This window comes from Psychrosphaera sp. 1_MG-2023 (genome assembly GCF_030548245.1).
Classification (GTDB): domain Bacteria; phylum Pseudomonadota; class Gammaproteobacteria; order Enterobacterales; family Alteromonadaceae; genus Psychrosphaera; species Psychrosphaera algicola.
The window spans coordinates 395,937-421,964 of sequence record NZ_JAUORW010000001.1 but is presented as its reverse complement, the minus strand read 5'-3'; the positions used below and the strand labels follow the sequence as shown (position 1 = coordinate 421,964).

General features: G+C 39.7%; 25 protein-coding genes, 2 tRNA genes and 1 pseudogene. 14 read left to right on the top strand and 14 right to left on the bottom strand.

Features of this window, described 5'->3' with window-relative positions:
• Window positions 1–129 precede the first annotated feature (129 nt).
• A tRNA-Met gene (locus Q4575_RS01685) sits at window positions 130–220 on the bottom strand.
• A gap of 90 nt (window positions 221–310) precedes the next feature.
• A tRNA-Met gene (locus tag Q4575_RS01680) sits at window positions 311–387 on the bottom strand.
• A 156-nt stretch (window positions 388–543) separates the two neighbouring features.
• On the opposite strand from Q4575_RS01680, the pseudogene rlmKL reads away from it, so the two are divergent.
• The 6 genes and pseudogenes from rlmKL to rmf form a co-directional block, all read left to right on the top strand.
• Window positions 544–2,640, top strand: a pseudogene (gene rlmKL / locus Q4575_RS01675) (bifunctional 23S rRNA (guanine(2069)-N(7))-methyltransferase RlmK/23S rRNA (guanine(2445)-N(2))-methyltransferase RlmL); the annotation flags it as partial.
• Window positions 2,621–2,701 (top strand): hypothetical protein, encoded by an 81-nt coding sequence (locus Q4575_RS19795; RefSeq protein WP_368392570.1) that lies wholly within the window; start codon window positions 2,621–2,623, stop codon window positions 2,699–2,701. The pseudogene rlmKL and the gene Q4575_RS19795, both read left to right, overlap by 20 nt.
• The gene (locus Q4575_RS01670) at window positions 2,679–2,921 is read left to right on the top strand and encodes a glutaredoxin family protein (RefSeq protein ID WP_368392569.1); all 243 of its coding nucleotides are present in this window, start codon (window positions 2,679–2,681) and stop codon (window positions 2,919–2,921) included. The genes Q4575_RS19795 and Q4575_RS01670 overlap by 23 nt, the downstream gene beginning before the upstream one ends.
• The gene (locus Q4575_RS01665; RefSeq protein ID WP_303521122.1) at window positions 2,899–4,794 is read left to right on the top strand and encodes an ABC transporter ATP-binding protein; all 1,896 of its coding nucleotides are present in this window, start codon (window positions 2,899–2,901) and stop codon (window positions 4,792–4,794) included. Before Q4575_RS01670 ends, Q4575_RS01665 begins: the two co-directional genes overlap by 23 nt.
• Before the next feature lie 24 nt (window positions 4,795–4,818).
• A complete protein-coding gene (locus Q4575_RS01660) occupies window positions 4,819–6,522 on the top strand; it encodes a DUF3466 family protein (protein WP_215963036.1) in 1,704 nt (567 codons plus the stop codon).
• 175 nt (window positions 6,523–6,697) lie between these two features.
• Window positions 6,698–6,871, top strand: a complete 174-nt coding sequence (gene rmf / locus Q4575_RS01655) for a ribosome modulation factor (RefSeq protein ID WP_215963035.1) — start codon at window positions 6,698–6,700, stop codon at window positions 6,869–6,871.
• Between the two features lie 69 nt (window positions 6,872–6,940).
• On the opposite strand, the gene fabA is transcribed toward rmf, so the two are convergent.
• On the bottom strand, window positions 6,941–7,456 hold the full coding sequence (gene fabA / locus Q4575_RS01650; RefSeq protein ID WP_215963034.1) for a bifunctional 3-hydroxydecanoyl-ACP dehydratase/trans-2-decenoyl-ACP isomerase: 516 nt from the start codon (window positions 7,454–7,456) through the stop codon (window positions 6,941–6,943).
• 100 nt (window positions 7,457–7,556) lie between these two features.
• Between fabA and Q4575_RS01645 the strand changes: the two genes are divergently transcribed.
• Window positions 7,557–7,808, top strand: a complete 252-nt coding sequence (locus Q4575_RS01645; protein ID WP_215963033.1) for a hypothetical protein — start codon at window positions 7,557–7,559, stop codon at window positions 7,806–7,808.
• Here the strand turns inward: Q4575_RS01645 and Q4575_RS01640 are convergent, their stop codons facing one another.
• The 3 genes from Q4575_RS01640 to Q4575_RS01630 form a co-directional block, all read right to left on the bottom strand.
• Window positions 7,809–8,345 carry a DM13 domain-containing protein gene (locus Q4575_RS01640; protein ID WP_215963032.1) on the bottom strand — a complete coding sequence of 179 codons (537 nt, stop codon included), beginning with the start codon at window positions 8,343–8,345 and terminating at the stop codon, window positions 7,809–7,811.
• Window positions 8,346–8,426: 81 nt separating this feature from the next.
• Entirely contained in the window at window positions 8,427–9,776 is a 1,350-nt protein-coding gene (locus Q4575_RS01635) for a sigma-54 dependent transcriptional regulator (protein ID WP_252736708.1), read from the bottom strand.
• 127 nt (window positions 9,777–9,903) lie between these two features.
• Window positions 9,904–11,502, bottom strand: coding sequence for a HAMP domain-containing sensor histidine kinase (locus tag Q4575_RS01630; protein ID WP_303521119.1), 1,599 nt, complete (start codon window positions 11,500–11,502; stop codon window positions 9,904–9,906).
• A gap of 465 nt (window positions 11,503–11,967) precedes the next feature.
• Here Q4575_RS01630 and Q4575_RS01625 point away from each other — a divergent pair, with 465 nt between their 5' ends.
• Window positions 11,968–12,627: a hypothetical protein gene (locus Q4575_RS01625; protein WP_303521118.1), complete on the top strand. Its 660-nt coding sequence runs from the start codon at window positions 11,968–11,970 to the stop codon at window positions 12,625–12,627.
• A 33-nt stretch (window positions 12,628–12,660) separates the two neighbouring features.
• Here Q4575_RS01625 and Q4575_RS01620 read toward each other — a convergent pair whose 3' ends face one another.
• Together Q4575_RS01620 and queC are read right to left on the bottom strand one after the other, a co-directional pair.
• Entirely contained in the window at window positions 12,661–13,302 is a 642-nt protein-coding gene (locus Q4575_RS01620; RefSeq protein WP_303521117.1) for a DNA-J related domain-containing protein, read from the bottom strand.
• A complete protein-coding gene (gene queC / locus Q4575_RS01615) occupies window positions 13,292–13,951 on the bottom strand; it encodes a 7-cyano-7-deazaguanine synthase QueC (protein ID WP_272179709.1) in 660 nt (219 codons plus the stop codon). Before queC ends, Q4575_RS01620 begins: the two co-directional genes overlap by 11 nt.
• Window positions 13,952–14,110: 159 nt before the next feature.
• On the opposite strand from queC, the gene queE reads away from it, so the two are divergent.
• Window positions 14,111–14,785, top strand: a complete 675-nt coding sequence (gene queE / locus Q4575_RS01610; protein ID WP_303521116.1) for a 7-carboxy-7-deazaguanine synthase QueE — start codon at window positions 14,111–14,113, stop codon at window positions 14,783–14,785.
• A gap of 123 nt (window positions 14,786–14,908) precedes the next feature.
• Here queE and trpA read toward each other — a convergent pair whose 3' ends face one another.
• The 6 genes from trpA to Q4575_RS01580 are packed head-to-tail and all read right to left on the bottom strand — an operon-like array spanning window position 14,909 to window position 21,657.
• Entirely contained in the window at window positions 14,909–15,718 is an 810-nt protein-coding gene (gene trpA, locus Q4575_RS01605) for a tryptophan synthase subunit alpha (RefSeq protein ID WP_303521115.1), read from the bottom strand.
• Window positions 15,718–16,932, bottom strand: a complete 1,215-nt coding sequence (gene trpB, locus Q4575_RS01600) for a tryptophan synthase subunit beta (RefSeq protein WP_215963024.1) — start codon at window positions 16,930–16,932, stop codon at window positions 15,718–15,720. Before trpB ends, trpA begins: the two co-directional genes overlap by 1 nt.
• Before the next feature lie 17 nt (window positions 16,933–16,949).
• The gene (gene trpCF, locus Q4575_RS01595) at window positions 16,950–18,401 is read right to left on the bottom strand and encodes a bifunctional indole-3-glycerol-phosphate synthase TrpC/phosphoribosylanthranilate isomerase TrpF (RefSeq protein WP_303521113.1); all 1,452 of its coding nucleotides are present in this window, start codon (window positions 18,399–18,401) and stop codon (window positions 16,950–16,952) included.
• 2 nt (window positions 18,402–18,403) lie between these two features.
• Window positions 18,404–19,423: an anthranilate phosphoribosyltransferase gene (gene trpD, locus Q4575_RS01590; RefSeq protein WP_303521111.1), complete on the bottom strand. Its 1,020-nt coding sequence runs from the start codon at window positions 19,421–19,423 to the stop codon at window positions 18,404–18,406.
• An 11-nt stretch (window positions 19,424–19,434) separates the two neighbouring features.
• Window positions 19,435–20,034 (bottom strand): aminodeoxychorismate/anthranilate synthase component II, encoded by a 600-nt coding sequence (locus Q4575_RS01585; RefSeq protein WP_303521110.1) that lies wholly within the window; start codon window positions 20,032–20,034, stop codon window positions 19,435–19,437.
• 12 nt (window positions 20,035–20,046) lie between these two features.
• The gene (locus Q4575_RS01580; protein WP_303521109.1) at window positions 20,047–21,657 is read right to left on the bottom strand and encodes an anthranilate synthase component 1; all 1,611 of its coding nucleotides are present in this window, start codon (window positions 21,655–21,657) and stop codon (window positions 20,047–20,049) included.
• A 287-nt stretch (window positions 21,658–21,944) separates the two neighbouring features.
• Between Q4575_RS01580 and Q4575_RS01575 the strand changes: the two genes are divergently transcribed.
• The 5 genes from Q4575_RS01575 to rluB are packed head-to-tail and all read left to right on the top strand — an operon-like array spanning window position 21,945 to window position 25,822.
• Window positions 21,945–22,805, top strand: coding sequence for a PHP domain-containing protein (locus Q4575_RS01575; protein WP_303521108.1), 861 nt, complete (start codon window positions 21,945–21,947; stop codon window positions 22,803–22,805).
• A gap of 45 nt (window positions 22,806–22,850) precedes the next feature.
• Window positions 22,851–23,471 carry an L-threonylcarbamoyladenylate synthase gene (locus tag Q4575_RS01570; protein ID WP_215963018.1) on the top strand — a complete coding sequence of 207 codons (621 nt, stop codon included), beginning with the start codon at window positions 22,851–22,853 and terminating at the stop codon, window positions 23,469–23,471.
• Window positions 23,471–24,313 carry a ScpA family protein gene (locus tag Q4575_RS01565; protein WP_272179706.1) on the top strand — a complete coding sequence of 281 codons (843 nt, stop codon included), beginning with the start codon at window positions 23,471–23,473 and terminating at the stop codon, window positions 24,311–24,313. Before Q4575_RS01570 ends, Q4575_RS01565 begins: the two co-directional genes overlap by 1 nt.
• Before the next feature lie 2 nt (window positions 24,314–24,315).
• Window positions 24,316–24,945 carry an SMC-Scp complex subunit ScpB gene (gene scpB, locus Q4575_RS01560; RefSeq protein WP_303521107.1) on the top strand — a complete coding sequence of 210 codons (630 nt, stop codon included), beginning with the start codon at window positions 24,316–24,318 and terminating at the stop codon, window positions 24,943–24,945.
• 10 nt (window positions 24,946–24,955) lie between these two features.
• Entirely contained in the window at window positions 24,956–25,822 is an 867-nt protein-coding gene (gene rluB, locus Q4575_RS01555) for a 23S rRNA pseudouridine(2605) synthase RluB (RefSeq protein WP_215963015.1), read from the top strand.
• The last annotated feature ends 206 nt before the right edge of the window (window positions 25,823–26,028 follow it).

The following is a 26,028-nucleotide window of genomic DNA, read 5'->3' as shown; positions in this document are numbered from 1 at the left end:
CGACGACCTTCGGGTTATGAGCCCGACGAGCTACCAGACTGCTCCATCCCGCGTCCGAATGCTTCTCCTAAGAGAAGGTGCCTACAATATTTTAATTCGACTGTAACGAATTTCCCAGAACCAATAAATTGGTTGCGGGAGCCACTCTCTATAAACAAAGAATGAACCGACGACCTTCGGGTTATGAGCCCGACGAGCTACCAGACTGCTCCATCCCGCGTCCGAATGCTTCTCCTAAGAGAAGAGAGTCAACAACATTTTAATTCAGTTGATAAGAATTCAGGCTTCCATTTTTCCTTAAAAAGGAAAATGGTTGCGGGAGCCGGATTTGAACCGACGACCTTCGGGTTATGAGCCCGACGAGCTACCAGACTGCTCCATCCCGCGCCTGGGTTTCCGTTGTTTCGACTAGTGTCTCTCAACGAGATGCGTATAATAGCGATCTAAATTTAAATTGCAACGATTAATTTAAAAAACTGTAATAAATAGGTCTTTTGAATAAATTTGCTATAATGACGCCAATTTCCCAAAGGTTTAAAAATTATGCCCAATTTCATTGCACTAACATCCGCTGGTATAGAATTACTTCTTGCCGAAGAGCTTGTTGAACTCGGTGCTACCGACGTAGCCCCTAAAGTACAATCTGTTCATTTTTCCTGCAGCTTTGAAACTGCCCAAAAAATATGTCTTTGGACACGTCTTGCAACACGTATATTACGTCATGTTGTTCAGGTCTCAGGAAGCAGCAAAGAAAAAATTTACGACGGGGTTTTAGGCTTTGATTGGCATCCTTTCTTTACTAAAACAAAGGTTTTCGCCGTCGAGTTTGTTGGAACCGATAAAAGTATAAGAAATAGCCAATTTGGTGGGCAAATAGTCAAAGATGCAATCGTCGATAACATCCGAGAAGAAACCGGCAAAAGACCAGACGTAGATAAGCAGTCTCCAGATCTTATTATTCAAGCGAGATTGTTTAAAGGGCAGTGTAATGTCTATGTTGATTTCTCAGGCCCATCACTCCACCAACGAGGTTACCGTAAAGCGCAGGGCGCTGCGCCGTTAAAAGAACATTTAGCTGCGGGTATTATTAGACGCAGTGGTTGGGATGGTAAATCCAGTTTTGTCGATTTGTTTTGTGGTTCCGGTACTTTGTTAATAGAAGCGGCCATGATTAACAAAAATCGCGCGCCAGGTTTAACTCGCAGGCAGTTTTCATTTGTTAAGCATCCTGAATTTCTGGTTCATAAGTATGAAGCGATTCGTGATGAAGCCATTGCTCAAGAAAAGCCAATTAGTGCCGACATTATCGGATTTGAAATTGTAGGTTACGTTTTGGATATCGCTAGAGAAAATATCGCAATGGCAGGATTAGAAGGTGATATTAAACTGGCGCAACAAGACGCAGTAAAAGCGACTGTAGGTAAAGACGTCACTCCGGGCTGGATTGTATCAAACCCTCCGTATGGAGAACGTATTGGCGACTCTATTACATTACTCACGTTGTTTAAGAAGCTTGGCTTTAATTTAAAATCAAATTACGTGAATTGGAATATGTCGTTGTTGTGTACTGAAAATACACTTTTAAAGTTACTTAAACTTCAAAAAGACAAAGAATATAAGTTTAAAAACGGTGCGATAGACATACTGTTGGTTAAATATCAATTGACCGAACAACAATGTGAAATGGGTAACGTTACGTCCAATGGCTATTTTTTGAGTAAAGATGGTCAGGCATTTTCAGGTCGAATCGACAAAAACTTAAAGCGTCTTAGTAAGTGGATCAAAAAAGAAAACATTAGCTGCTATCGGATCTACGATGCCGATATTCCAGAATATAATGTTGCAGTTGATTATTACGACGGCCGCATTGTGGTATACGAATACCAAGCGCCAAAAACGGTAAATGCTAATTTAGCAGAACAGCGCCTTCTTGATGTTTTAAGTATTTTACAAGAGAAGTTTGACCTTACTAGCGATAAGTTTTCGTTAAAAGTACGTAAGTCTCAAAAAGGTAAAGAACAATACCAAAAAGAAGCTGAACGTCAGCAACGTTTTATTGTTGAAGAGAATGGCGCAAAATTATACGTCAATATTCATGACTACTTAGATACAGGCCTGTTTTTAGATCACCGTTCGGTACGTCAACGTTTTGCGTCTATGTGTTCTGGTAAAAGCATTTTGAATTTGTTTTGTTATACCGGCAGTGTATCGGTGCACGCGGCGTTAAATGGCGCTAAACGTGTTACCTCTGTAGATATGTCTAATACTTATTTAGAATGGGCTGAAGACAATTTCTTTATTAATAAATTGGACAAGAAAAACCACTTTTTCCACCGCGCCGATTGCCTTGCTTGGTTAACAAATACACGAGATAAGTTTGACTTAGTCTTTTTAGATCCACCGAGTTTTTCGAATTCTAAAAAAATGGACCGAACTTGGGATGTACAACGTGACCATGTTGAAATCCTAACTTTAATGAAAGACCGTTTGATGGACGGCGGACAAATATTGTTCTCTAATAATTTACGTGGCTTTAAGCTTGATGTTGAAGGCATTACAGAACTGGGCTACAAAATAGAAGACATTACGAAAGATACATTACCACCAGATTTTGAACGTAATGCAAAAATTCATCATTGTTGGATATTGTCTGTCGCGTAATGGACAAGCAACCACGGATTTTCTTTTTATTAGGTACTGACGGTTGCCATCTCTGTGAGGTGGCAGAAACGCTGTTAATGCAAAATAACATTGAATTTCAAAAAATTGATATTATCGAAGATGAGCAATTGGTGTCACTTTACGGTGACCATATACCAGTGTTTATTGCAGAAAATGCTGAACAAGCATTATTTTGGCCCTTTGAACAAACACAACTAAAGCAGTATTTAATACACTATGGAATTGATTCGAGTTACTAACGCCCAATTAGCATTTGGCACAAATCCTCTTTTGGATAAGACAAATTTTCAACTTAATACCCACGAGCGGGTATGTATTGTTGGACGTAATGGTGCCGGTAAGTCGTCATTGTTAAAAATATTAACTGGCGATATGCACCTTGACGATGGTCAAGTGCAATTTGTTAATGAAATAACGGTCGCTCGTCTTGAACAAGATCCACCACGTGGTCAAACAGGCACCGTTTACGAATTTGTTTGTGAGGGGCTAAAGGACATTATCGCCCTTGTAGCTCAGTATAATGACTTAGCTTATCAAGCGGCTGAAGATCCATCTGCGCTAGATAAGATGGAAGTTATTCAACAGGAAATTGACCGTGTAAATGGTTGGGCTGTTGAATCTCGTATAGCACAAACATTAACTAAGCTTGGGTTAGACCCTACACAAGACGTTAATAAACTCAGTGGGGGTTGGTTGCGTAAAGTCGCTTTGGCGAAAGCATTGGTTACCGAACCTGATGTGCTGCTATTAGATGAACCAACAAACCATTTAGATATCGACGCTATTGCTTGGTTAGAGAAGTTTTTAAAAGACTTTGCCGGTTCAATCATCTTTATTTCACATGACCGTGCCTTTATTCGGAATATGGCAACTCGTATTGTCGACCTAGATCGAGGTAAGCTCGTTTCTTTTGAAAGTAACTATTTTGACTATTTGTTAGAAAAACAAAGGTTGTTGGAAGTTGAGGAACAACAAAATGCGCTATTTGATAAAAAATTAGCGCAGGAAGAAGTGTGGATCCGCCAGGGAATTAAAGCTAGACGTACGCGAAATGAAGGCCGTGTTCGTGCGTTAAAAGATTTACGTAATGAACGTAGCGCAAGAATAGGGGTTCAAAAAACCGCAAATATGACAATTCAGCAGGGCGAAAAGTCTGCGAAAAAAGTATTTGAAGCCATTGATCTCAGTTTTGCAATTAAAGACCAACGTTTGGTATCAAATTTTGATGCGTTAGTCACTCGGGGTGACAGGATCGCATTAGTCGGCCCAAATGGGATTGGTAAGTCAACATTAATTAAATTACTGATGGGTAATCTTACGCCAGATAGCGGTATCGTTAAAATTGGTGAAAATTTACAAGTTGCCTATTTTGACCAGCACAGATTGGCTCTAGATCCAGAGCAAACGGTGCAAGATAATGTCGCTGATGGCAAACAAGAAATCATGTTTAATGGCAACAGTCGTCATGTATTAGGTTACTTACAAGACTTCCTATTTCCGCCGGTACGTTCAAGAACACCAGTTAAAGCGCTTTCTGGTGGTGAAAAAAATAGATTACTTTTAGCCAAGCTATTTGTAAAACCATCTAATTTGTTAATTCTCGACGAGCCAACCAATGATTTGGATGTTGAAACGTTGGAATTACTTGAAGAACTTGTGGCAAATTATGAAGGTACTGTACTTCTCGTTAGTCACGATCGTGAGTTTATCGACAATACAGCCACAACAGTTTGGGCATTTGAAGGTAATGGCTTAGTAAATAAAGTCGTTGGCGGTTACGAAGAATATCGTGAATATCTGCAACGAATTGCGCCGTCTATTGACGAAAAGCCTGCCGTTACACCGTCAAAACCGGTTGTAACGGAAACTAAAGTTAAAAATAATCAGAAGAAAAAGCTTTCATACAAAGAGGAGAGGGAGTTAGAATCACTCCCCAAACAGGTTGAACTCCTAGAGCAAGAAATTGCAGAGCTTCAACTCACTGTTAACTCCTCTGAATTTTTTAAGTTAGATGCCGAGTTAACCACAAATACTTTGAACCAATTGGCCGAAGCTGAGTCAAAGCTTGACGAAGCTTTTGCACGGTGGGAAGAGCTCGAAGAAAAACAATAAAATTAAATTTAGGTAGTAGTTATTTTGAGTAATAAATATTTTGTTCGTTCATTAATATCCTTGTCTTTATTGACAGTAGTAGGTCAGGCAAACGCCGCTAAATATGACATTAAAGAAGTGTACTCTGGTGACAAATACCGTCAGAGTTTTGCTATTGACATAGATAATCAAGGCACGTTAATTGGTGCGGTTCGAGACAGTTTTAATTTTCCTATATATGTAGAACCCTATTTGACCGCTGAAACAGGACCGTTTCGTAGCTATTGTGCACTTTCGGATGCTGAACTAACGTCAGGTGAATTTGATTCTTCATCTATCGGTTGTCTCAAATTAGATTTAGCACGTACAACGACATCTAATAATCGCGTGGGTTATGGCGCTAGTCCTATTTATCAAAAAATTGGCGATTATAAATCGTTTTTTGGTACGGCTGATGACAGTACATTGATCAATATATTTGATTTTATTGATGACGATTTAGGAGACTTTACTAATAGTAATGTTGAACAAATTCGAGCAAGTAATAGTAATGGCATTAAAGTCGGTCACGGTACTGGTCCTTACAGTAAAATTTCGTTTCAACAAACGGGTGAATTTGCAGCCGAGTCGCCAGTAACTATGTGGCAGCAAGACTTTTTGTCTAGAGCCGTTGCTATTGTTGACGGTAATGTCATTGAATTGATGTCAGAAGAAACTCGTTACGGTGGCTATTCAACGGTTTATGACATATCTGATTCAAACTTTATTGCCGGTTCAGAGGCTATTGGTCTTCAAGTTGGTGTTGTAACTGCACTAGAAGAAAACTGTACTGGTGAATTGCTACCTGAACAAGTTTGTGCCTGGTCAGTATTTAGGTCGAGTGCGTTTTACAATACACGTCCGGTTGTTTGGCAAATTGATAACTCAGGTAATATTGTGAGTAAAACACAATATGATTTAGTGTTTACGCCAAACGAAAATCAAACTGGCTCCTATTCAAGTCGCGCTATTGCAGTGAATGATCTTGGTATTGCTGTAGGTTATGGTCATGTACCTTATTCTGATTCGTCGGCAGCTGCGCAGGATTATCCACTGGTATTTCAAAATGGCACAACAACCGAAATGTTGGCTGATCATGAAGATTACGACCGTGGTTATGCGTTAGACATAAATGAAAACAATCTTATTGTGGGTAATTTAGACACGTATTTTGACAGTGCTTATAATAGTGAATTTTTCATCTATGACTTAAACAGCGGCGAGTTACAAACGCCAACGACGTTTTATTCCACGGCACAAAGTACAGCAAGTGGTATTAATGACGAAGGGGTTGTTGTTGGCCAAGCTGAATACGAAGTTACAACAAACCAAACACGTCGTAAACATGGCTTTATTTACGACAGTGTTAAAAAAGAATTTTTTGACTTAAATGATTTGACCGAATGTAATTCGATTTATGAAATTGTCTCAACAAGTGCCATCAATAATGCTGGTCAAATTGCCGCAACCGCACTTAAAACAGTTGATACAAGAGATTATAAAGGCGAAATTGTTATAGATCCTTCTACCGGTGAAGCCTACCAAGAGCAGGTGGCAGTTGCCGTTTTACTGTCTCCAATCGATGGTGGCGAACTGGAAGAATGTGCGACTGAAGATGAACCAGACTATAAACGTAAAGGGTTATCCTTGCCGGTTAGTTTTACCATTTTACTTAGTGGTTTAATCGCAATAAGACGCAAGTTTTTATAATTTAATGTTCTAATAAAAAAGCCCATGTCTATCATGGGCTTATTTTTTTCCTCTATTTATTTCCGCTAAAACAGTTGATCATATTTTTGTAATCTACTATTCATATATATGTGATTTTGCTCCAAAGAGTAAAAACTCAAAAGTGACTTCAAACTAATAAATTGAGGAAGTGCCTATGAAAAGACAGAAACGTGATCGCTCAGAAAGAGCTCATTCACAAGGATATAAAGCAGGTCTTACCGGACGTTCGAGAGACGCCTGTCCTTATCAATCTTCAGAAAGTAAATCACAATGGTTAGGCGGATGGCGAGAGGCTATCGGAGACAAGAATATTGGTCTCTTTAAATAACTATCACTAGAAATAAAAAAGCCCGACATAAATGACGGGCTTTTTAGTAACTAGTTTGAACTTTCAAACTTAGAATGAAGAAGTGTCTGTAAACAATCCAACTTTTAAATCATTTGCTTCATAGATTTTTTTGCCATCTACTTCAACTACACCGTCACCTAATCCCATATAAAGCTTACGTTTGATAACGCGCTTAAGGTCGATACGGTAAGTTACTTTTTTAGCGGTAGGTAGCACTTGACCGGTAAATTTAACTTCACCTACACCCAGTGCACGACCTTTACCAGGGCCACCAGTCCAACCTAAGAAAAAGCCTACAAGTTGCCACATAGCATCAAGTCCTAAACAACCTGGCATGACGGGATCTTCTTTAAAATGGCAAGCAAAAAACCACAGGTCTGGATTAATATCCAATTCAGCTATGATCTGTCCTTTACCATATTTTCCGCCTTCTTCTGAAATATGGACAATACGGTCCATCATTAACATATTATCTGACGGAAGTCGGCTATTTCCCGGGCCAAAAAGCTCGCCATTACCGCAATCGATTAAATCGTTTTTATCGTAGCTGTTTTTCTGTAACATAAATACTCTTAACAAGAAGTGTAATAAAGGTCGCTAATTTAGCGAACACTTGTACGCTAAACAACTCTGAACAGTAATTTAACTAAAATTTAATATTCAAATGAACAAAAAACAACCATTATCTAACGCTGAGAAACAAAAACGCTACCGAGAAAGGAAGATCCTGCAAGGTAGAAAAGAAGTTCGTGGCTATTTAACCAATGAAGCTCAAGTGTGTCTTGAAGAAATTCGTATCAAAACGGGATGGGATGACAGCACAATATTGAGCAATGCAATTCGCCTAACGTTTGCGGCTCAACAGTGTGGACAAGTGAAATTATTAAATAGTTGGTTGGTGAAGCACAAAAAATAACTATTGAAACTGACCATCTCCAAAACTTACCGAAAAATCGGCACACCACACACTTATACTATTCATTTTGTCGAGTGGGGCAGGCGAAGTGAGTTTAACGGTAAAGTCTTCATTGGCATACGCTCTACCATTTAACTGCATACCCATAGCAAAACCGCCATTCTCAGTGTCGTATTGCCCATCTAAAGCGCCATAAAAATAGACAGACGGACCTTCACCATCGTAAGTAAAATTAGTCACAGATAAGGTGCAGTTGTCCTCAATCTTAACTGTTCCAGACACCATATGATGAAGTGTACTCAATATCGCCGTAGAACCAACGCTAGGGTGATCTGCCATGTCACAGCTATATTGTGATTCATTTTCTATGTCGTCGTCTGTGGTTGCGCCACCGTCGTCCATGTCGTTGGTTGTTGTGTCATCCATCATGACCGTTTCGGTCATTTCTATGTCTGGTTCATTCATTTTATCAGAACAGGCCCCAAGCAAAGTTGATGATAAAACCAATAGTGTTAGCAAGGACAATTTAGTAGACATAACAAACCTTAGAAATACAAACGACGCGTTAACTATATAGAACTAGGTTTGTTAAATAATCTTTCAATTTACTTTTATTTTTTACAACTGGTATTTTTCTAGTCGATATAAAAACTGTTTGTAGTTTAACCCGATGAGTTTCGCCGACTTCGTTCGGTTGCCATCGGTACGGTCTAAAGATTGCTGTAATATGTCTTTTTCAAACTCATCCCAAACCAGCCCATCGGGGGGGATTTCAAAACCTGAAGTAACATCTATTTTGTGGGTACTGTTGCTATTAAAACTCAACTCTTCTGCATCCCCGAGCAAAACGAATCGTTCTATACGATTACTTAACTCGCGCACATTGCCGGGCCAAGGGTAGTCATAAATAGCCCGTTTTTGTTCTGTCGTCAGTTGCGGTGCTTTACTTTTGTACTGAGTTTCGAACTTCTGAATAAAGTGTTCAAATAACCGTGGTATGTCTTCTTTTCTTTCTCTGAGCGCCGGCATTGTAAGCGGCACAACGTTTAACCGATAATAGAGATCTTCACGAAATTCATTGGAACTGATTAACTCTGGAATATCTCTGTGGGTCGCCGCGATAACTCGGGCATCAATTTGGATCTCTTCATTTGAGCCTAAACGGACAATGACATTTTCTTGCAAAAACCGGAGTAACTTGGCTTGCAGTAAAATAGGTAACTCACCAATTTCATCTAAAAATAATGTTCCGCCATTGGCCGCTTCTATTTTGCCAATTTTACGTTCTGTCGCGCCGGTAAAGGCGCCTTTTTCAGCACCAAATAGTTCGGCTTCTGCTAGGTTTTCTGGAATAGCCCCGCAGTTTATTGCCACAAAGTTATTAAGGTGACGTTGTGACATCTTATGCAGCGCTCTGGCCGCTAACTCTTTACCTGTACCACTTTCTCCGTGGATCAATACGGTAGCATTGGTATTTGAAACACGTTTTATTCGGTCATATACTTTTTGCATACACGGCGCGCTACCAACAAGTTCAACTAAGTTTTTTTGTTCGGAGAGTTGCTCTGAAAGGGCGCTGTTTTGTAACCGTAAATTGTTTGCTGTATTGGCTTTGGTAATGGCCAGAAGCAGTTCTTGAGTTTGAAATGGCTTACTTAGATAGTCATCTGCGCCTTTTTCAACAGCTTCTACTGCGTGTTGCACTGAACCGTAGGCCGTAGCAACCACAAAGCCACAGTTAATCTTGTTGTTTCGAATATATTCCAACAAGCTGATGCCAGTTAAACTTCCCAGCTTCCAGTCAGAAAAAATAACATTTGGCACTTGGCCTATTTTTTCGAGGTTTTTTAATTCAACTATTGCTGACTCAACCGATTCGGCTGAAACTATTTCATGGCCATGATCTTTAAGAATGTCGGCGACAAGTTCTCGTTGATCTTTTTCATCTTCTACTAATAGAACTAACATTTGGAACCCTTTGACGTGCATTTTATATTTAACACCTAATCAAAAACATATGTTCGTAGGTTGTTAAAGTAACATTGGTCTTAGTAATACTGGTTTTGTATCTCGATTTTAATGACTGAGGTTTACATTATCCTTGCTTACGCAAAATTAACGTTGCCTTTGCACCTTCTGACGTATTTTTTAGGTTTAGTGAACCATTGTAATAAAGTTCTGCGATACGTTTGCCAATGTATAAGCCCATTCCAGCGCCTTCAGCTTTTGAAGATACATGGGGCGCAAATAACTGTGGTTCAATATTTTTATCTATACCGCCGCCATTGTCTGAAACGGTAATGCAAGTTTGATCATCATTTTCATATTTGTTGATTTTGAGTTTTAAAACATCTGGGTTATGGCTTATTGCCGCTTCGTAACCGTTAAAAATAATAGTATGTAATATGCTTCTCAATTCGTTTAGTTCGCCAACGACAAAGCTCTGTTCGCCGAGTTCAAACTCGATTTCCAACGGTTTGGTATTAGAAGGGTGTGATTGCTTGAGTTCCAACGTTACATCTTTAATCAAACTGTTAATATCAATTTTAGCACCGCGTTCCATTTTACCAGACGTTAAGGTTAACAGCGCCGCAATGCTTTTGTTTAGTTGCGAGATCTTAACTTTGATGTTGTCTAATAATTGAAGTTTGGTCGTTTCATCGCAATCTGGTTTTTGCAGCTGATCTATGGCTAAACCAATAGTATGAAGTGGGTTGCGAAGGGCATGCGCAATGCCTTTGCTCACGTCACCGATTTCTTCGAGGTGAGAGCGTTCGCTCAATTTTGTTTCCATCTGTTCGAGCAATACGAGTTGTTTGCTCATGGCATTAAACTGGGTAATCGCAAATTGGATTTCGTTGGTGCCTGAAACTTCAACTTCGACGTCTTTTTCGCCTTGTTCTATTTTGCGAAAACCAAGGGTTAGATTATTCATCGGTTGGCTGATTTTATTGCTTAACCAAAAAACAAAAATAATCCCTAAAATAGAAGTAAATATAATGATGTAGGTGATTGAGTTAATCATTTTTTCTAGCAAAAACGATTGCCCTTTATTGGCGCTTTTGTGTCTCTTTTCAATAATTTTCACGAGCGCGGGTTTGTGCTGTGACAAGTCAGGATCGATTTCTTTATAATGTTCGATTTGTTGCTTTAAATGTTTTTTGAATAGCTGATGTGTTGAACGTTCATCTTTAGTAATAAAGATTTGGATATTTCCGAATTCTTCCGCGGTACTAATTTCTTTGCCGTTATAGAACTTTCTTAACATCGAATTAATTTTTTTCCTAATTGATTTAGGTTCGTTTTTTAACAACTGATTAATGAGTTCTTCAGATTTTCTGCTTTTGCCAGGCAAAACGACGTCATAGTCATTTCTTACACCATTGCTCATATCTTTGATCTCAATTCGAAATGCATTTAATGAACGTTTAGATTTAGACTTAGATTTATGAGCGGTTTTATTTTTGTTTGAATATTTGTTGAACTCCAATTCATGAACTTCAACCTCAACTTCGGCATCTTGCGGAATATTTTCGATTGTTCTATCGATGATAAGGTTGGCTAATCGTTTGCCTCGTAATTCAATTTCTTGCTCCATCTTTTGTTTTAATTGATCAACTAAAAATATTTGTGATGCGGCCATCACAACAAGAAACGTGGTAAGCAAAATAAATAGGTAACGCTTGATTGTCATTTTTTAATCTTATGTTTGGTCGTTTGAAAATAACGGACTGAAAATCAACCCTAACGAAATTAAATGAAATATTAGCGTATCGTTCGAATACCTATACTCGGTACTTTCCGATTGCCCAGTATCTTCATCTCTTCGCAACTATATTGTTTCATATACTGATACTGTTTAATTGTACGCAATCTTTGTTCCACATATTTAAACTTTGTAAAACAGCAGGTTAACGAAGGCATAACTAGACTATAGATTAATATATCCTGATATGGGGAATAACGCATGCTTATATCAGGATTTATTTGTATTTATTAGGACGTGTATTTTTACTTAATTTAGTTAAGTAATTGAAATTTATGTCGTAATTTTTTGTGGCACAGGAATTGAGTTACTTACTGAGAATGACATTAAAAGAGTTGAATACTTTTAACGTCGAATTGTTCAACTTAGATTACTATTTTACGGAGTAATACCATGAAAAAAATGAAATTACATTCTATCGCCGCTGCTGTAAGTCTTACAATCGGTATGTTAGCAATGACATCAACAGGTGCCATTGCAGGTTCTAAACATAAAGATCACGAAAATCGCAGAAACGTTGAAAAAAATATCGTTAAAGTTGTTTCTGAATCAGGTGACGGTGTTGAAGTTTATGTTTTAAACAAAGACGTTAAAAAAGAATACAACTTTAGCTTTGACGAATTAGATAGCATGGACAATGTTTCCGCCAAACTTGGCGACTTAGATTCAGATACACAATCTAAAATTGTCGAACTTTTAGGCCAACTTAAAGATCACGATGCCAAACATGTTGTGATAAAAAGTGCCGAAATAGGTAAAGGCGAAAAAGAAACTGAAGTTTATATGATCAGAACCGCCGATGGCGAAGAAAATGTACATATTGAAATTGACGTAGAAGGCGAAGGCGCGGGTTCTGAAAAACGCATGTTTATCCATAAAATGATGGAAGATGGTAAAAAAGGCCACCATGACAGAGGCGGAAAACGCAATTCGAAAGAAAAAGGCAAAATGAGCAAGAAAAAATTAAAGCACATCTTGAAACATTTAGTTAAAACTGAAAAGTTAGATGAAGCAGAGAAAGCTGAACTTAGAGCTATTTTAGACGGTCAATAAAACATAGCGTTTCCCAACGGTTGTGTCACGCCATTACAATTTTGTAATGGCGTTTTTCATAACCTTGTAGTGATTAAGTAACTCACTAAACCTTTCGGTAGTTCCGCCTTTATCTGGGTGATATTCTAGAGATTTATGACGATATTTGGCCTTTAGTTCCTTCATCGTTGGCGTAGTGTCAAATTCGAAATAGGCCTGAGCTTGCTCTACAAGTTGCGGCGTATAAAAGGCGTTTTTGTTATATTTTTGCCAAAATTGAGACAACAAACTCGCTACATCTGCACTATCAGTTTTATCAAAATTATTCCAATCCAAATAATAATCACGTAAACCGTCACTTTCTAAGTAACAGCTTGGCTCGGTTGTTGAGTTGGCAGAAATCACATTGAGTTGTATAGAAAGTACATGAATTTCTATATAAAAAGTTTGTGTTTCGTGACCGAGTTGATTGAGCCGATACAAGGCGTGAAACAATATAAAGTGCGTTTGAAACAAGCTTAGATTTTGGGATAGACTACCTACCTCAAAAAAAGAATAGGGCGCTTTGGATAGCTTATCGATTAATTCAAATTCGGTAAATTTATCGCCGGACAAGAGCAACTGATAAACAGCTTGTTCGAGTTCATCAGTAGCCCCTGGCGGATTTGTTATCGCTTTTTTGTCGTTAGACTTCATAAGTCAGTGGGTCAGTCACATTATTTTTTTCAAATGCTTCTAATCGTTCCTGACAGGCACCACATTTGCCACATGCATGTTCACGTCCGTTATAACAGGTCCAAGTTAACCCGTAGTCCAGTCCCATTTTAAGACCGTCTTTTAGAATATCGATTTTACTCGATTCTAAATATGGAACGACGATGTCTATCGGATCGTAGTTTGAAATCGCACAAACGTCCTGCATCTTTTTGACAAACTCTGGTCGACAATCTGGATAAATAGCGTGGTCACCTGAATGTGCGCCATAATACACTTTACTAGCCTCTAAGCTCACGGCGTAACCGACAGCAAGTGATAATAAGATCATATTCCGATTAGGCACGACAGTCTGCTTCATGCTTTCTGCTTCGTAATGACCCTCAGGCACGTCAATATTTGCAGTTAACGACGAACCCGCAATGATGCCGCCAATGGCACTAATATCGACAATTTTGTGTTGTACTCCAAGTTTCTCGCAGGCATTTTGAGCAAAGTTAACTTCTTTTACATGGCGTTGCCCATAATCAAACGTTAACGCATATACGTCTAAACCGTCTCTAATTGCTCGGTTTAATACAGTGAATGAATCCATTCCACCAGAAAAGATAACAACTGCTTTATCAGACATTTTTAACCTTATTTAATATTTACCAACATCGAGGTATTGGATTTGTTACAATACCGCGCAATATTTACTGGCGCAGTAGTTAACTATTGATAGTCGTAAATTTTAAATCATTATTGAACGATTAGAAAGAATAGTCAGAGATTGAGCGGTTAATATTCCATGATTAATTACAATGTAAATGAGTTGTTTGAAACGATCCAAGGTGAAGGGCAATATACCGGTACGCCTTCTTTGTTTTTGCGATTGCAAGGTTGCCCAGTGGGGTGTTCTTGGTGCGATACAAAACAAACGTGGGAAACAGACAAAACTGATGAAACTGATTTGCAGACCATATTGATTAAAACAGCGGACTCGCCTACGTGGACTGCTTTAACTGCAGACCAAATATTAGGTATTTTTAAAAACCAAGGTTATACCGCTAAACATGTGGTTATCACAGGTGGTGAACCCTGTATGTTTGATTTAGTGCCGCTTTGTGAGTTGTTACATAATCATGGCTATTCAACCCAAATTGAAACCAGTGGTACATTTGTTATTAAAGCTCCTGAAACAACTTGGGTTACGGTTTCGCCAAAGATTAATATGAAAGGCGGATATGAAGTTTTGGCCTCTTGTATGGCTCGTGCGAATGAAATTAAGCACCCGGTGGCCCGTGAAGTCCACGTTGAAGAACTAGAAGCGCTATTAGCTAAGTCACCAATTAATAAGCATGCTTTTGTGTATTTACAACCAATTAGTCAAAAGCCGTCTGCAACCCAATTAGCGATAGACACCTGCATTAAAAAGAACTGGCGCTTATCGATTCAAGTTCATAAGTATATTGGGATCAGTTAGTCTTATTTTTAAATGATACTGCACAAATAAAAAAGCTCATTTGTTAATTAAAACAAAATGAGCTTTTTTTATGTCTAACGACAAATGCAATCAATTGCTTGCATTAGACGTTAACATTACCAATTATCGTTTAGTTGCAGCTTTCATATCACGAACAAAAGCAGCTAATTCACTTAACATTGTTTGTTTGTCGTTAAGATTATTCTCAATGATTTTAACGACAGCGGAGCCCGATATTGCACCTTTTGCTCCGGCCGCAATAGCACTCGCAACCTGTTTTGGCGTAGATATACCAAAGCCTAAAATAGGTGGTGCTGCATGGTAAGCTTTCATTGTTTTTATCATAGCATCTGCCGGCATTTCTGCCTGCGACTCTGCACCAGTGACGCCAGAACGACTCAACAAGTAGGTATAACCGCGGCTGTAACTCGCCACTTGACGTAATGTTTCATCGCCCACATTTGGCGGCACGATAAAGACCGCGTCGATATTGGCTTTTTCAGCGGCTAATCTAAATGGTTTAGACTCACGAACAGGTACGTCAGCGACGAGCACTGAGTCGACACCTGCATCATTACATAGTTGATAAAATTGCTCGATACCTTTTGCTAATACCAAGTTACTATATAACAACAATCCAATTGGGGTATCTGGGTATTCGTCTCGAATTCGACGAATTAAATCCAAACAGTCTTGTGTACGAATTGGATTATCAAGTGCTCTAATATTTGCCGCTTGGATTGTTGGTCCATCGGCAATAGGGTCTGAAAACGGAATACCGAGTTCTAATGCGTCTGCGCCAGCGTCAATAAGTGTTTTAATGATCTCATAACTGGTTTCTAAATCAGGGTCAGCAATCGTGACAAAAGGAATAAACCCGCCTTCAGCGTTTTGGTCTAATTTTGCAAATAAGTTGGAGTAACGGTTTGACATTATTTGTCTCCCATTTCAGTTAATACGCTATGGACATGAGTTAGATCTTTATCACCACGACCCGATAAATTAACCAATAAAACCTGATGTTTTTCAGGATCGGCTTTGGCTAATTTAAGTGCGTAGGCTAGGGCATGTGATGATTCCAACGCAGGGATAATCCCTTCTCGTTTGGCTAGCGTTTGAAAAGCTTCAAGGGCTTCATCGTCATTAATAGCAACATAATTGGCTCGACCAATTGATTTTAAATGCGCATGTTGAGGCCCTACAGCAGGATAATCGAGTCCTGCTGAAATTGAGTAAGATTCTTCAATTTCACCATCTTCGGTTTGCATAATGTGGGTGTAAGCCCCGTGCAATATCCCTTTTGAATCGATACCTAAATCAAGAACCGCTAGCGCTGCCCCATGTTCACCGGTTTCAATGCCTTTACCGCCTGGTTCAACGCCAATAAGTTGCACGCCATCTTCTGGGATAAAGTCGTTAAACATACCGATTGCATTTGAACCACCACCAACACAGGCAATAACCGCGTCTGGCAATTGGCCTTCTTGCTCAAGAATTTGTTGTTTTGCTTCTTCACCAATCATCTTTTGGAAGTCACGAACAATGGTTGGGAACGGATGTGGGCCCGCTGCTGTGCCCAATAAATAATGACTGTCGTCGTAGCTAGAAGCCCAATCACGCATCGCTTCGTTTACTGCATCTTTTAACGTGCCAGAACCAGCAGTAACAGGAATAACCTTCGCCCCCATTAGCTCCATTCTAAAAACATTAGGTTGCTGTCTTTCTATGTCTTTTGCACCCATATAAATACGAGCTTCGAGACCCAATAACGCACAGGCTAGGGCGGTTGCAACACCATGTTGTCCGGCACCTGTTTCGGCGATAACCCGTGTTTTACCCATGCGTTTTGTTAACAAGGCTTGGCCTAAAACCTGATTGGTTTTATGTGCGCCACCGTGTAATAAGTCTTCGCGTTTTAAGTAGATTTTTGTATTGGTGCCCTTGGTAAGGTTACGACACAAAGTTAATGGTGTCGGACGACCTGCGTAATCTTTTAATAAGTGGTTAAACTCTTTGATAAATGCATCGTCGTCAATTGCGTTGATATAGGCTTGTTCGAGCTGTTCCAAAGCAGGAACAAACAATTCGGGAACAAACATACCGCCATATTCGCCAAAATACGGATCTAATGTTTTCTTTTGTGACATTTGAAATACCTTACTGTTTAACTTTGCAAACTGTGTTTACGATTGATTATATCGAAACACTGTTGAACTAATTCTTTATTTTTGATGCCTGGCGATGTTTCTACGCCAGAATTTAAATCCACACCATTAATTGGCAATTGGATGGCATCGTTTATGTTTTGCGGGTTTAATCCGCCAGCCAACATTATTGGCGCGATATCGAGTGGTAAAGACGTTAAGTTTTGCCAACTAAATGTAATACCGCTACCACCTTGGGTGCCATCTGGTGTTACGGTATCTAATAAAATACGATCAGCTTGTGGCCATTGCGCTGGTAATTTCCCATCGACAGGCACTGAAACAACTTGCCAGATCTCGATGTTTTTGCCGACTTGTGACAGTGCTTCACGTAATTCATCAATGTAATTTTGATCCTCATCACCGTGAAGTTGTAAGGCGCTGACTGGAACTTGGGAAATCAAACGAACCAAGTCGTTTATTGTTTTATTCCTAACAACGGCTACAAACGGTAAGTTTATCACTTCCTGAGTTTCGCTAATGATGTCTTTTGCTTGTTCTGGGGTAACACAACGTTTACTCGATTCAACAAAAATGAGCCCTCCAAATGATGCACCGGCCTTAGCAATGGCGATAGCGTCTTCAGACTGAGTAATACCACATACTTTATGTTGTCCATTCACTAATTCACGGCAGGCTTTTTCCAAGTCTTTTTGAGCCATTAACGAACTACCAACGAGATAGCCATCTACATGTTTGTTGAGGCTCATAATTTGGCCGTGATTATAAATGCCGGATTCAGAAATTAATACGGTATTATCCTGTTGTTTTTTATCGGCAAGCGTTTTAAACAGGTCAACTAACATTGGTGTTTGATTTAGATCAGTAGACAGATCACGCAAATTTCGGTTATTTATGCCTAAAATATCGCAATTTAGCGCAACGGCTCGTTCCATCTCTTCACGGTTACTGACCTCGGTCAATACATGCATACCAAGCTCTTTTGCTACCGTATCTAAGCGAATATAAGTTTCATCGTCTAATACTGACAGCATCAATAAAATCGCATTGCCGCCAAAATGGCGCGCGAGATAAACTTGATAGGGCTCTACAAAAAAATCTTTACATAACACTGGTTGTGGCAATTTGCTGCGTACAAGCGGTAATCGTTCAAATTCGCCTTGAAAGTACTTTTCGTCAGTTAAAACCGAAACACAACTGGCATATTGACTATACGCTTGGCAAATTTCATTCAGGTCAAATACTTCTCTTATCAAACCTTTAGATGGACTGGCTTTTTTACATTCGAAAATATATGCCGCGCCTTTGTTTTGTTTATCATCGATTAATGCTTGTTTAAAATCACGATCGGACACGGTTAATTGGTCTATAAACGACTCAAGTGGAAAATTGATTTCTCGCTGTGCCACTTCAATACGCTTATCTACAACGATTTTTTCTAATACATTCATGTTTACTGGTCCTGCGCCGACAGTGCGACAAATTGATTCAGCGTTGTCAGCCCTGCGCCACTTAATAACGTCGACTTAGCCAATGCAATTGCAGCTTCAAAGCTGTCCACTAAACCAGATAAAAATAGCACTGGCGCGGTATTTAGAATGACGGCGGTATTGTGAGCGTCGATACCATCGCCCGCCAATACTTGTTTAATATTAGCGGCGTTTTCTACTGGTGTTCCACCTTGTAGGTCAGATAAGGCGTATTGTTTAAACCCAAATTGTTGTGGGGTAAGTTCGAACTCTGTTATCTCACCATTAAGAAGTTGCACGACTTTAGAAGGGCCATGAACAGCAATTTCATCCATTCCACTGCCGTGTACTATCCATGCGGCTTTTTTACCAAGCAGCTTTAGCGTTTCTGCTAAAGGTCGACATAAATGTTCTGAGTATACGCCAATCACTTTTATTTCAGATTTTGCAGGGTTAACTAATGGGCCAAGAATATTAAAGATGGTGCGGGTCTCGAGAGCTTGACGAACGGGCATCGCAAATCGAATACCGGCGTGGTATACCGGCGCCATAAGAAACGTTAAATTGGTTTCATCTAAACATTTACGAGCATGTTCAGGCGTCATATCCAATTTAATCCCAAGCTCGGACAATACGTCGGCCGAGCCTGACTTTGACGATACTTTACGATTACCATGTTTTGCCATTTTAACGCCACATGCAGCACCAAGTATTGCGCTAATGGTGCTAATGTTAATGGTATGCGTGCCATCGCCGCCCGTACCGCAATTGTCTGCAGTAGGATAGTTTGGGATTGGGAAGGGCAACGCGTTACCCGAAAGTGCCGCGGCCGCGCCCGCGATTTCATCCGGCGTTTCACCTTTCATTTTTAAAGCTGTTAACAGCGCACTTAAATGGATATCTTCCATTTGGCCTTTTACGACACTCGTGAAAAGTTGTTCTGTTTGTTCAGCGGACAAATTGTTATTTGCCATCACATTATGAATAAGGTCAATGTCTTTCATTACGTAATCCTTTAATTTGAATTCTGGGTCAAATAGGCGATGCTATTTTTTAATAAATGAGAACCGTTGGTGGTCAAAATAGATTCAGGGTGGAATTGGAAACCAAGGGTTTTATCTTGCTCATGCACCATCGCCATTACCAAGTCGCCAAACATGGCAATTTGCTTGAGTTCACTCGGTAGGTCCCGTGCAACAAGGGAATGATATCTCGCGACTTGTAACGCGTTACCGAAATCATTGAATATCTCATGATCTTTAAGGTCAATAACTGACGATTTGCCATGTACGGTTTCACCGGCTAAATCGACGGTTGCACCGTAGTGTTCTGCTAAGGCTTGATGGCCTAAACAAATGCCGATAATTGGAATAACACCACAAAATTTTGCAATAAGCGCCATCATGGTTGGTGAGTCACTCGGTGTACCTGGACCAGGTGATAAAAACAAAATAGGCTGTTCGTTATTCGCGATACTGTTCTCAATGCGTTGCGTGATAAATTCTGCACTTAAGGTATTTCGATAAACTTCGACGTTAAGTTCAAGGGCGTTTAATTCTTCTACTAGGTTGTAGGTAAACGAATCTTGATTGTCGATAAAGTATATTTTACTCATTAGTCACTCCGTTTACTTAGAGGTTAAAAGGGCTTGGCTTGCACAAACCGCTCGAATAACGGCTTGCGCTTTACTGACGGTTTCGTCGGCTTCAGATTGTGGGTCTGAATCATAAACAACCCCAGCACCCGCCTGAATGTGAGCCATGTTGTGCTGGACAAATGCGCTTCGAATTACGATACAGGAATCCATATCGCCATTGCCGTTAAGGTATCCAACCGCACCACCGTAACTGCCGCGTCGCTGTTTCTCTACTTGTCGAATTAATTGCGCGGCTTTAATTTTTGGCGCGCCAACTAAGGTGCCCATATTCATGCACGCTTGGTAAGCATGCAGAGCGTCTAATTCTGGTTTAAGCTTACCGACAACTCGAGACACTAAATGCATTACGTAACTATAGCGGTCTACTTTTAGTAATTCTTTTACGCAGCGTGTGCCCGTATCACTAATACGAGCTACGTCATTACGCGCTAAATCAACTAACATTAAATGCTCGGCGACTTCTTTTTGATCATTACGAAGTTCAAGCTCAACCCGTGAGTCTAGGTCTAAATTGATCCCACCTTTGGAGTCAAAACCACGTTTACGTGTACCTGCAATTGGGTAGACTTCGACTTGACGTGTATCCGCGCAGTACTTTAAAGCCGATTCAGGAGACGCTCCAAACAACACGTAATCTGCATGTTTAAGATAAAACATATATGGGCTTGGGTTATCACGTTTTAAGTGGCGGTAAGCGTCGAGGCTGTCTTCACAAGGAAGAGAAAAACATCGTGAAGGAACCACTTGGAATATGTCGCCCTGAACGATGTTGTTTTTTAACTGTAAAACGGTTTGCTTGAATGTGTCATCTGAAATATTTACCGTAAAATCCAATTTGCCGTTTAACAGATCAAAACCTACGTCTTTAATTTCAGGTGAAATTTGTTTAAAGATATTTTTGATGTGCTCTAAACGTTTGCCAATGCTAAAACAGTTTGCGTAGGCGGTTTCGCCACTGAATACATTACCTACTATTTCAGATGTACCATTTTGATGGTCGATCACAACCATAGTTTCGGCCAAATAATAAACAAAGTCTGGGCAAGTATTATTTCCGTCTGGGACATTTGGTAGTTGTTCAAAATTTCCTAACATGTCGTAGGCAAAACAACCGCCTAAAAACACCGCAAAAGGGTCGGTTTCATCATGTTTAAACTGATTAATGATTAAGCGTAAAGACTCAAAGGCGTTAACTTGTTTTAATCGTTGTTCTTCATTGACGTTTAAATCCGGTGGTGAAAAGGTCAGCGTGAGTTCCATGCCTTGTTGCACGATAACAACATCGCTTGCGTGTAATTGTTCAAACTGTTGTTTTATATAATGATTCGCGCATTGACCATTTTCATTCTGGGCAACAAGTGTCACTGTATTTCCACGACATTCTAAAACAACGGCGGTATCAACAAGCATTAAACTTTTTAAGTTATCTTTGCTGTTAATTTCTGCGGATTCTAATAAAAGAGCGTAATTGCTGTCAGTTGTTGCTAGTTCAAAGGCTTTTAATGGGCTGTCGATGTAATCCACATTTATTGAAATACTGGCTACTTCGCCCGGAGAAGTCGTAATTTGACTGAATACCATGTTTAATCTTCTTTACTAAATAATGTTCTAAATTTACGGGCATAAAAAAACCCGCTGATTGCGGGTTTCTACATAAAGTCGTGTTAAAAAACAGACACGCAGCACTCACCCGCCAAAATTGGAAGTTAACCACCAACGCCAAGTTGTATGATTTGAGATAACTGTATTCATGATTACCTAAGCTGTCTGTTTTAAAAAGTGGTTATATAAAACCGCGAATTTAACTTAGAGTCAAGAGGGGAATTTATCGCGTGTAGAACTAAACGCTATATGCAATAATGTTGGCTATGCAAAATACCGATAATTTTTCCTATGATTTACACAGTCATACGACCGAATCTGATGGCTCGTTAACGGTTTCAGAACTGTTAATGAGAGCCGATATTAAACAAGTTAATGCCTTGGCAATAACTGATCACGATACAATCAATGGGTTAGCCAAAGCAAAACAATATATTGAAGAACAATCGCTTAAGATAAAACTAGTCAATGGTGTTGAAATATCCACCAAATGGCATGGTTTTGAAATACATGTCATTGGTTTATGTTTAGATCTTGAAAACGAGCATTTAAATGACTTGCTTACAAAGCAACAAAACGCAAGGCGGATCAGGGCTAAGCTGGTTGCTGAAAAGTTAGAAAAAAAAGGTTATGTTGGTATTTATCAAGATGCCTATGACTTAGCTGGAAGTGATCACATAAGTCGAACTCATTTTGCTAAGGCCCTTATAAACAGAGGTGGCGTAGCCCATTTTAATGGTGCTTTTAAAAAATATTTAGGCAAGGGTAAATCTTGTTATGTGGCAGCGGAATGGGTAAGTATAGAAGAAGCTGTGGCGGCTATAAATGCTGCGGGCGGTATTGCAGTTCTTGCACATCCCATTCGTTACGATATGTCGAATAAGTGGTTAGCAAAATTAGTTGCACAGTTTGCTGAAGCGCAGGGGGCGGGGCTTGAAGTTGGATTAACCCAAATCACGCCTAACCAACGAACCCATTTGAGTAATTTGGCCCAGCAACATGACTTATATAGCTCCCAAGGCTCGGACTTTCATGGTCCTGCACGTTGGATAGAGTTAGGACGAAATCTAAAGTTAGGCGAACATTGCAAACCTGTTTGGGAACATCCTAAATGGCGCTTTGCTTAACGGCACGTTATAGTAAGATATATAGAGAAAGGAAGTACCTAAGCCATGAGTCAGTTTTTTCATATTCATCCAGATAACCCGCAGGGCCGATTGATCAGTCAAGCCGTCGCTATTGTAAGGAACGGTGGTGTTATTATTTATCCGACCGATTCGGGATATGCTATTGGATGTGGATTAGGTGAGAAAAAAGCGATGGATCGAATAATTAGTATTCGACGCGTTGATAAAAACCATAATTTTACATTGGTTTGTAAAGATTTATCAGAAATCGCAAATTTTGCACGAGTCGACAATTCTGCGTTTCGTATCATCAGGCATTTAACGCCCGGGCCATTTACCTTTATTTTTAAAGGCACAAAAGAAGTCCCAAAACGTGTGTTAAATGACAAACGTCGAACCATAGGTATACGAGTACCAAATAACAAAATAGCATTAGCCTTGCTCGAAGAGCTAGGTGAGCCATTAATGTCATCGTCATTGTTATTACCAGGTGACGAATTTGCAGAGTCTGATCCAGACGAAATGCGATTACGCCTTGAGAAACACGTTGATTTAATTATCCATGGTGGCTTTTTGGGTGAGAAACCGACATCCGTTGTCGATTTTACGGATGGCGAGCCTGTGGTATTGCGCCGCGGTGAGGGCGATACTAGCCATTTTGACTAATGACCAACGCTGAACAACTTCAACCTCCTGTCATAGATACAACACAAATGGTGCAGCAGTCGCTGCCTCTTGCGTTTGTCCGTGGGGAAGCGGTAATTGAACGACCTGAAGACTTATTTATTCCACCAGATGCCCTTGAGGTTTTTTTAGAGGCATTTGAAGGGCCTCTCGATTTTTTACTGTATCTCATCAAAAAGCAAAAGTTTGATATTGTCGACTTACCAATTCAAGAAATTACCCTGCAGTACATGGAATACGTCGATTTGATGAAAAACATGAAACTTGAACTTGCTGCAGAATATCTTGTAATGGCTGCCATGTTAGCTGAAATCAAATCTCGATTATTATTACCGCGCAATCAGTTTGCCGACGACGATGAATTAGACCCTAGAGCTGAATTGATACGTCGATTACAAGAGTATGAAATATATAAAGAAGCAGCGGCAAATATCGATGAAATGCCGCGTTTAAACCGCGAAATTTATGTTGCTCAAGCAGCTTTACCATTAAATATGGAGCCAATTGTTCAACATCCTGAAATTGATATGCACGAACTTGTCGCAGCGTTCCAAGACGTTGTTAATCGGCTCGAAGCTTTTAGTCATCATGAAATATCCGCGGAAAAATTATCAACACGTGAGAGAATGTCGCAATTATTAGAACGTTTGTCACAGACTGACTCTTTTGTGCCATTCCCGGAATTGTTTGATTTATCTGAGGGGAGACAGGGCGTTGTCGTGACCTTTTTGGCTATACTCGAACTCGTAAAAGAAAAATTACTAGAGATAATTCAGAGTGAAGCGTTTAGTCAATTACATGTTAGGTATAAAAGGGTAGAATAGCGATGAGCGAAAGTCTGACCGACGACAAATTACTCCAATTAATCGAAGCTGCAATATTTTGTGCTGATTCGCCATTGACGGTGGAGAAGATGAAACAAACGGTGTTAGTCGACCAAAAAGTGACGACAAAACGTGTGAAAATTGCGCTAGAAAAATTGCAAGAACATTACGACAACCGCGGCATTAACTTAGTCAAGGTGGCTTCGGGGTATCGCTTTGAAGCGGCAAAATCCGTATCGAGTTCGTTAGGTTATCTATGGACAGAGCGGCCTGCAAAATACAGTCGAGCGTTGTTAGAAACGTTAGCATTAATCGCCTACAAACAACCAATAACCCGTGGTGAAATAGAAGATGTACGTGGTGTCAGCGTTAGCACAAACATTATACGTACGTTAACAGAGCGAAATTGGGTAAAAGTCGTTGGACATAAAGAGGTACCGGGTAGGCCATCGTTGTTTGGCACCACCAACGCATTTTTAGACTATTTTGGGTTGCGCAATTTGTCGCAGTTGCCACAATTGATGGAACCAGAAGCACTTGAAACGATTACACGTCGTTTAGAAAATGAATTTATGGGGGTTGACCAAGAAGCGTCGACCTCAACTGAAACAAATTATACAAATTATAAATAGAGATTATTTAATGTCAGAAAAATTGCAAAAAGTATTAGCACGCTGTGGTGTTGGCTCTCGTCGGGAAATGGAAACATACATTACCAACAATCGAGTAAGCATTAACGGTAAAGTTGCAAAACTTGGGGATAGAATCGACAGCACAGAAACCATTCGTGTTGACGGCCATGTTATTGAAATTCGTCCAGTTGCTGACGAAATATGCCGAGTGATTATGTACAACAAGCCAGAAGGCGAAATGTGCACCCGAAAAGACCCTCAAGGTCGTCCTACCGTCTACGATAGATTGCCACAACTTAAAAATAGTCGCTGGATTGGTATTGGTCGTCTCGACGTGAATACCTCTGGTTTATTGCTATTTACTAATGATGGTGATTTAGCTAATCGATTAATGCACCCAAGTTACGAAATAGAACGTGAATATTCGGTTCGTGTATTTGGTGAAGTCGAAAACAGCCATTTGCAAAATTTAACCAAAGGGGTTGAGTTAGAAGATGGCATTGCAAAGTTTGATAAAATTAAAGCGGATTCAAACCAAAACGATGAAAGCAGTAATCGCTGGTTTACGGTTAGTTTACGAGAAGGTAAAAACCGTGAAGTACGTCGTTTATGGGCTTCTCAAGAGTTAACTGTAAGCAGACTGGTTCGTACTCGTTATGCTGACGTTGTTCTCGATAGACGGTTAATCCAAGGCGGTTGGCGCGAGTTGCCGTTAGATGAATTAAATAAACTTCGTAAAAAGGTGGGGTTAGACCGTGAGTTACAAGAGTTTAATCCTGTTGTTACGAAAGACAATGCAAAAAGCCGTCGGGTAGAACACGCTCGTATTAAACGTGCAGTGAAAAAACATAAGATACGCTCGACTAAACGAAAATAAGCAAACGCTCTACCACAAAAACACTCTCTTATTAGACAACCAGTTTGGTGCAAAAAGTATAAATATTTTTTGCTAACTGGTTGTACCAATGCATTAGTTATGATAATTGTACCTTTAGTCAATAAATGGACTGTTAAATTTACAGTCCGCTATATATTTTTTAAGACTACAATATAAAAATAATTATAAAACAGGTTTAAGAGGGA

What these genes read in the sequence shown, in the direction of transcription:
- fabA (WP_215963034.1), bottom strand. Translation starts at nt 7,456, where the DNA reads ATGTTACAGAAAAACAGCTACGATAAAAACGATTTAATCGATTGCGGT.
- Q4575_RS01585 (WP_303521110.1), bottom strand. Translation starts at nt 20,034, where the DNA reads ATGAGTAAAATATACTTTATCGACAATCAAGATTCGTTTACCTACAAC.
- Q4575_RS01640 (WP_215963032.1), bottom strand. Translation starts at nt 8,345, where the DNA reads ATGTCTACTAAATTGTCCTTGCTAACACTATTGGTTTTATCATCAACT.
- Q4575_RS01645 (WP_215963033.1), top strand. Translation starts at nt 7,557, where the DNA reads ATGAACAAAAAACAACCATTATCTAACGCTGAGAAACAAAAACGCTAC.
- Q4575_RS01620 (WP_303521117.1), bottom strand. Translation starts at nt 13,302, where the DNA reads ATGAAGTCTAACGACAAAAAAGCGATAACAAATCCGCCAGGGGCTACT.
- rmf (WP_215963035.1), top strand. Translation starts at nt 6,698, where the DNA reads ATGAAAAGACAGAAACGTGATCGCTCAGAAAGAGCTCATTCACAAGGA.
- rluB (WP_215963015.1), top strand. Translation starts at nt 24,956, where the DNA reads ATGTCAGAAAAATTGCAAAAAGTATTAGCACGCTGTGGTGTTGGCTCT.
- Q4575_RS01565 (WP_272179706.1), top strand. Translation starts at nt 23,471, where the DNA reads ATGACCAACGCTGAACAACTTCAACCTCCTGTCATAGATACAACACAA.
- queE (WP_303521116.1), top strand. Translation starts at nt 14,111, where the DNA reads ATGATTAATTACAATGTAAATGAGTTGTTTGAAACGATCCAAGGTGAA.
- Q4575_RS01635 (WP_252736708.1), bottom strand. Translation starts at nt 9,776, where the DNA reads ATGTTAGTTCTATTAGTAGAAGATGAAAAAGATCAACGAGAACTTGTC.
- Q4575_RS01570 (WP_215963018.1), top strand. Translation starts at nt 22,851, where the DNA reads ATGAGTCAGTTTTTTCATATTCATCCAGATAACCCGCAGGGCCGATTG.
- Q4575_RS01575 (WP_303521108.1), top strand. Translation starts at nt 21,945, where the DNA reads ATGCAAAATACCGATAATTTTTCCTATGATTTACACAGTCATACGACC.
- Q4575_RS19795 (WP_368392570.1), top strand. Translation starts at nt 2,621, where the DNA reads ATGCAAAAATTCATCATTGTTGGATATTGTCTGTCGCGTAATGGACAA.
- trpB (WP_215963024.1), bottom strand. Translation starts at nt 16,932, where the DNA reads ATGTCACAAAAGAAAACATTAGATCCGTATTTTGGCGAATATGGCGGT.
- trpA (WP_303521115.1), bottom strand. Translation starts at nt 15,718, where the DNA reads ATGTCAAACCGTTACTCCAACTTATTTGCAAAATTAGACCAAAACGCT.
- Q4575_RS01665 (WP_303521122.1), top strand. Translation starts at nt 2,899, where the DNA reads ATGGAATTGATTCGAGTTACTAACGCCCAATTAGCATTTGGCACAAAT.
- Q4575_RS01580 (WP_303521109.1), bottom strand. Translation starts at nt 21,657, where the DNA reads ATGGTATTCAGTCAAATTACGACTTCTCCGGGCGAAGTAGCCAGTATT.
- queC (WP_272179709.1), bottom strand. Translation starts at nt 13,951, where the DNA reads ATGTCTGATAAAGCAGTTGTTATCTTTTCTGGTGGAATGGATTCATTC.
- trpCF (WP_303521113.1), bottom strand. Translation starts at nt 18,401, where the DNA reads ATGAATGTATTAGAAAAAATCGTTGTAGATAAGCGTATTGAAGTGGCA.
- Q4575_RS01625 (WP_303521118.1), top strand. Translation starts at nt 11,968, where the DNA reads ATGAAAAAAATGAAATTACATTCTATCGCCGCTGCTGTAAGTCTTACA.
- Q4575_RS01630 (WP_303521119.1), bottom strand. Translation starts at nt 11,502, where the DNA reads ATGACAATCAAGCGTTACCTATTTATTTTGCTTACCACGTTTCTTGTT.
- trpD (WP_303521111.1), bottom strand. Translation starts at nt 19,423, where the DNA reads ATGAAAGACATTGACCTTATTCATAATGTGATGGCAAATAACAATTTG.
- scpB (WP_303521107.1), top strand. Translation starts at nt 24,316, where the DNA reads ATGAGCGAAAGTCTGACCGACGACAAATTACTCCAATTAATCGAAGCT.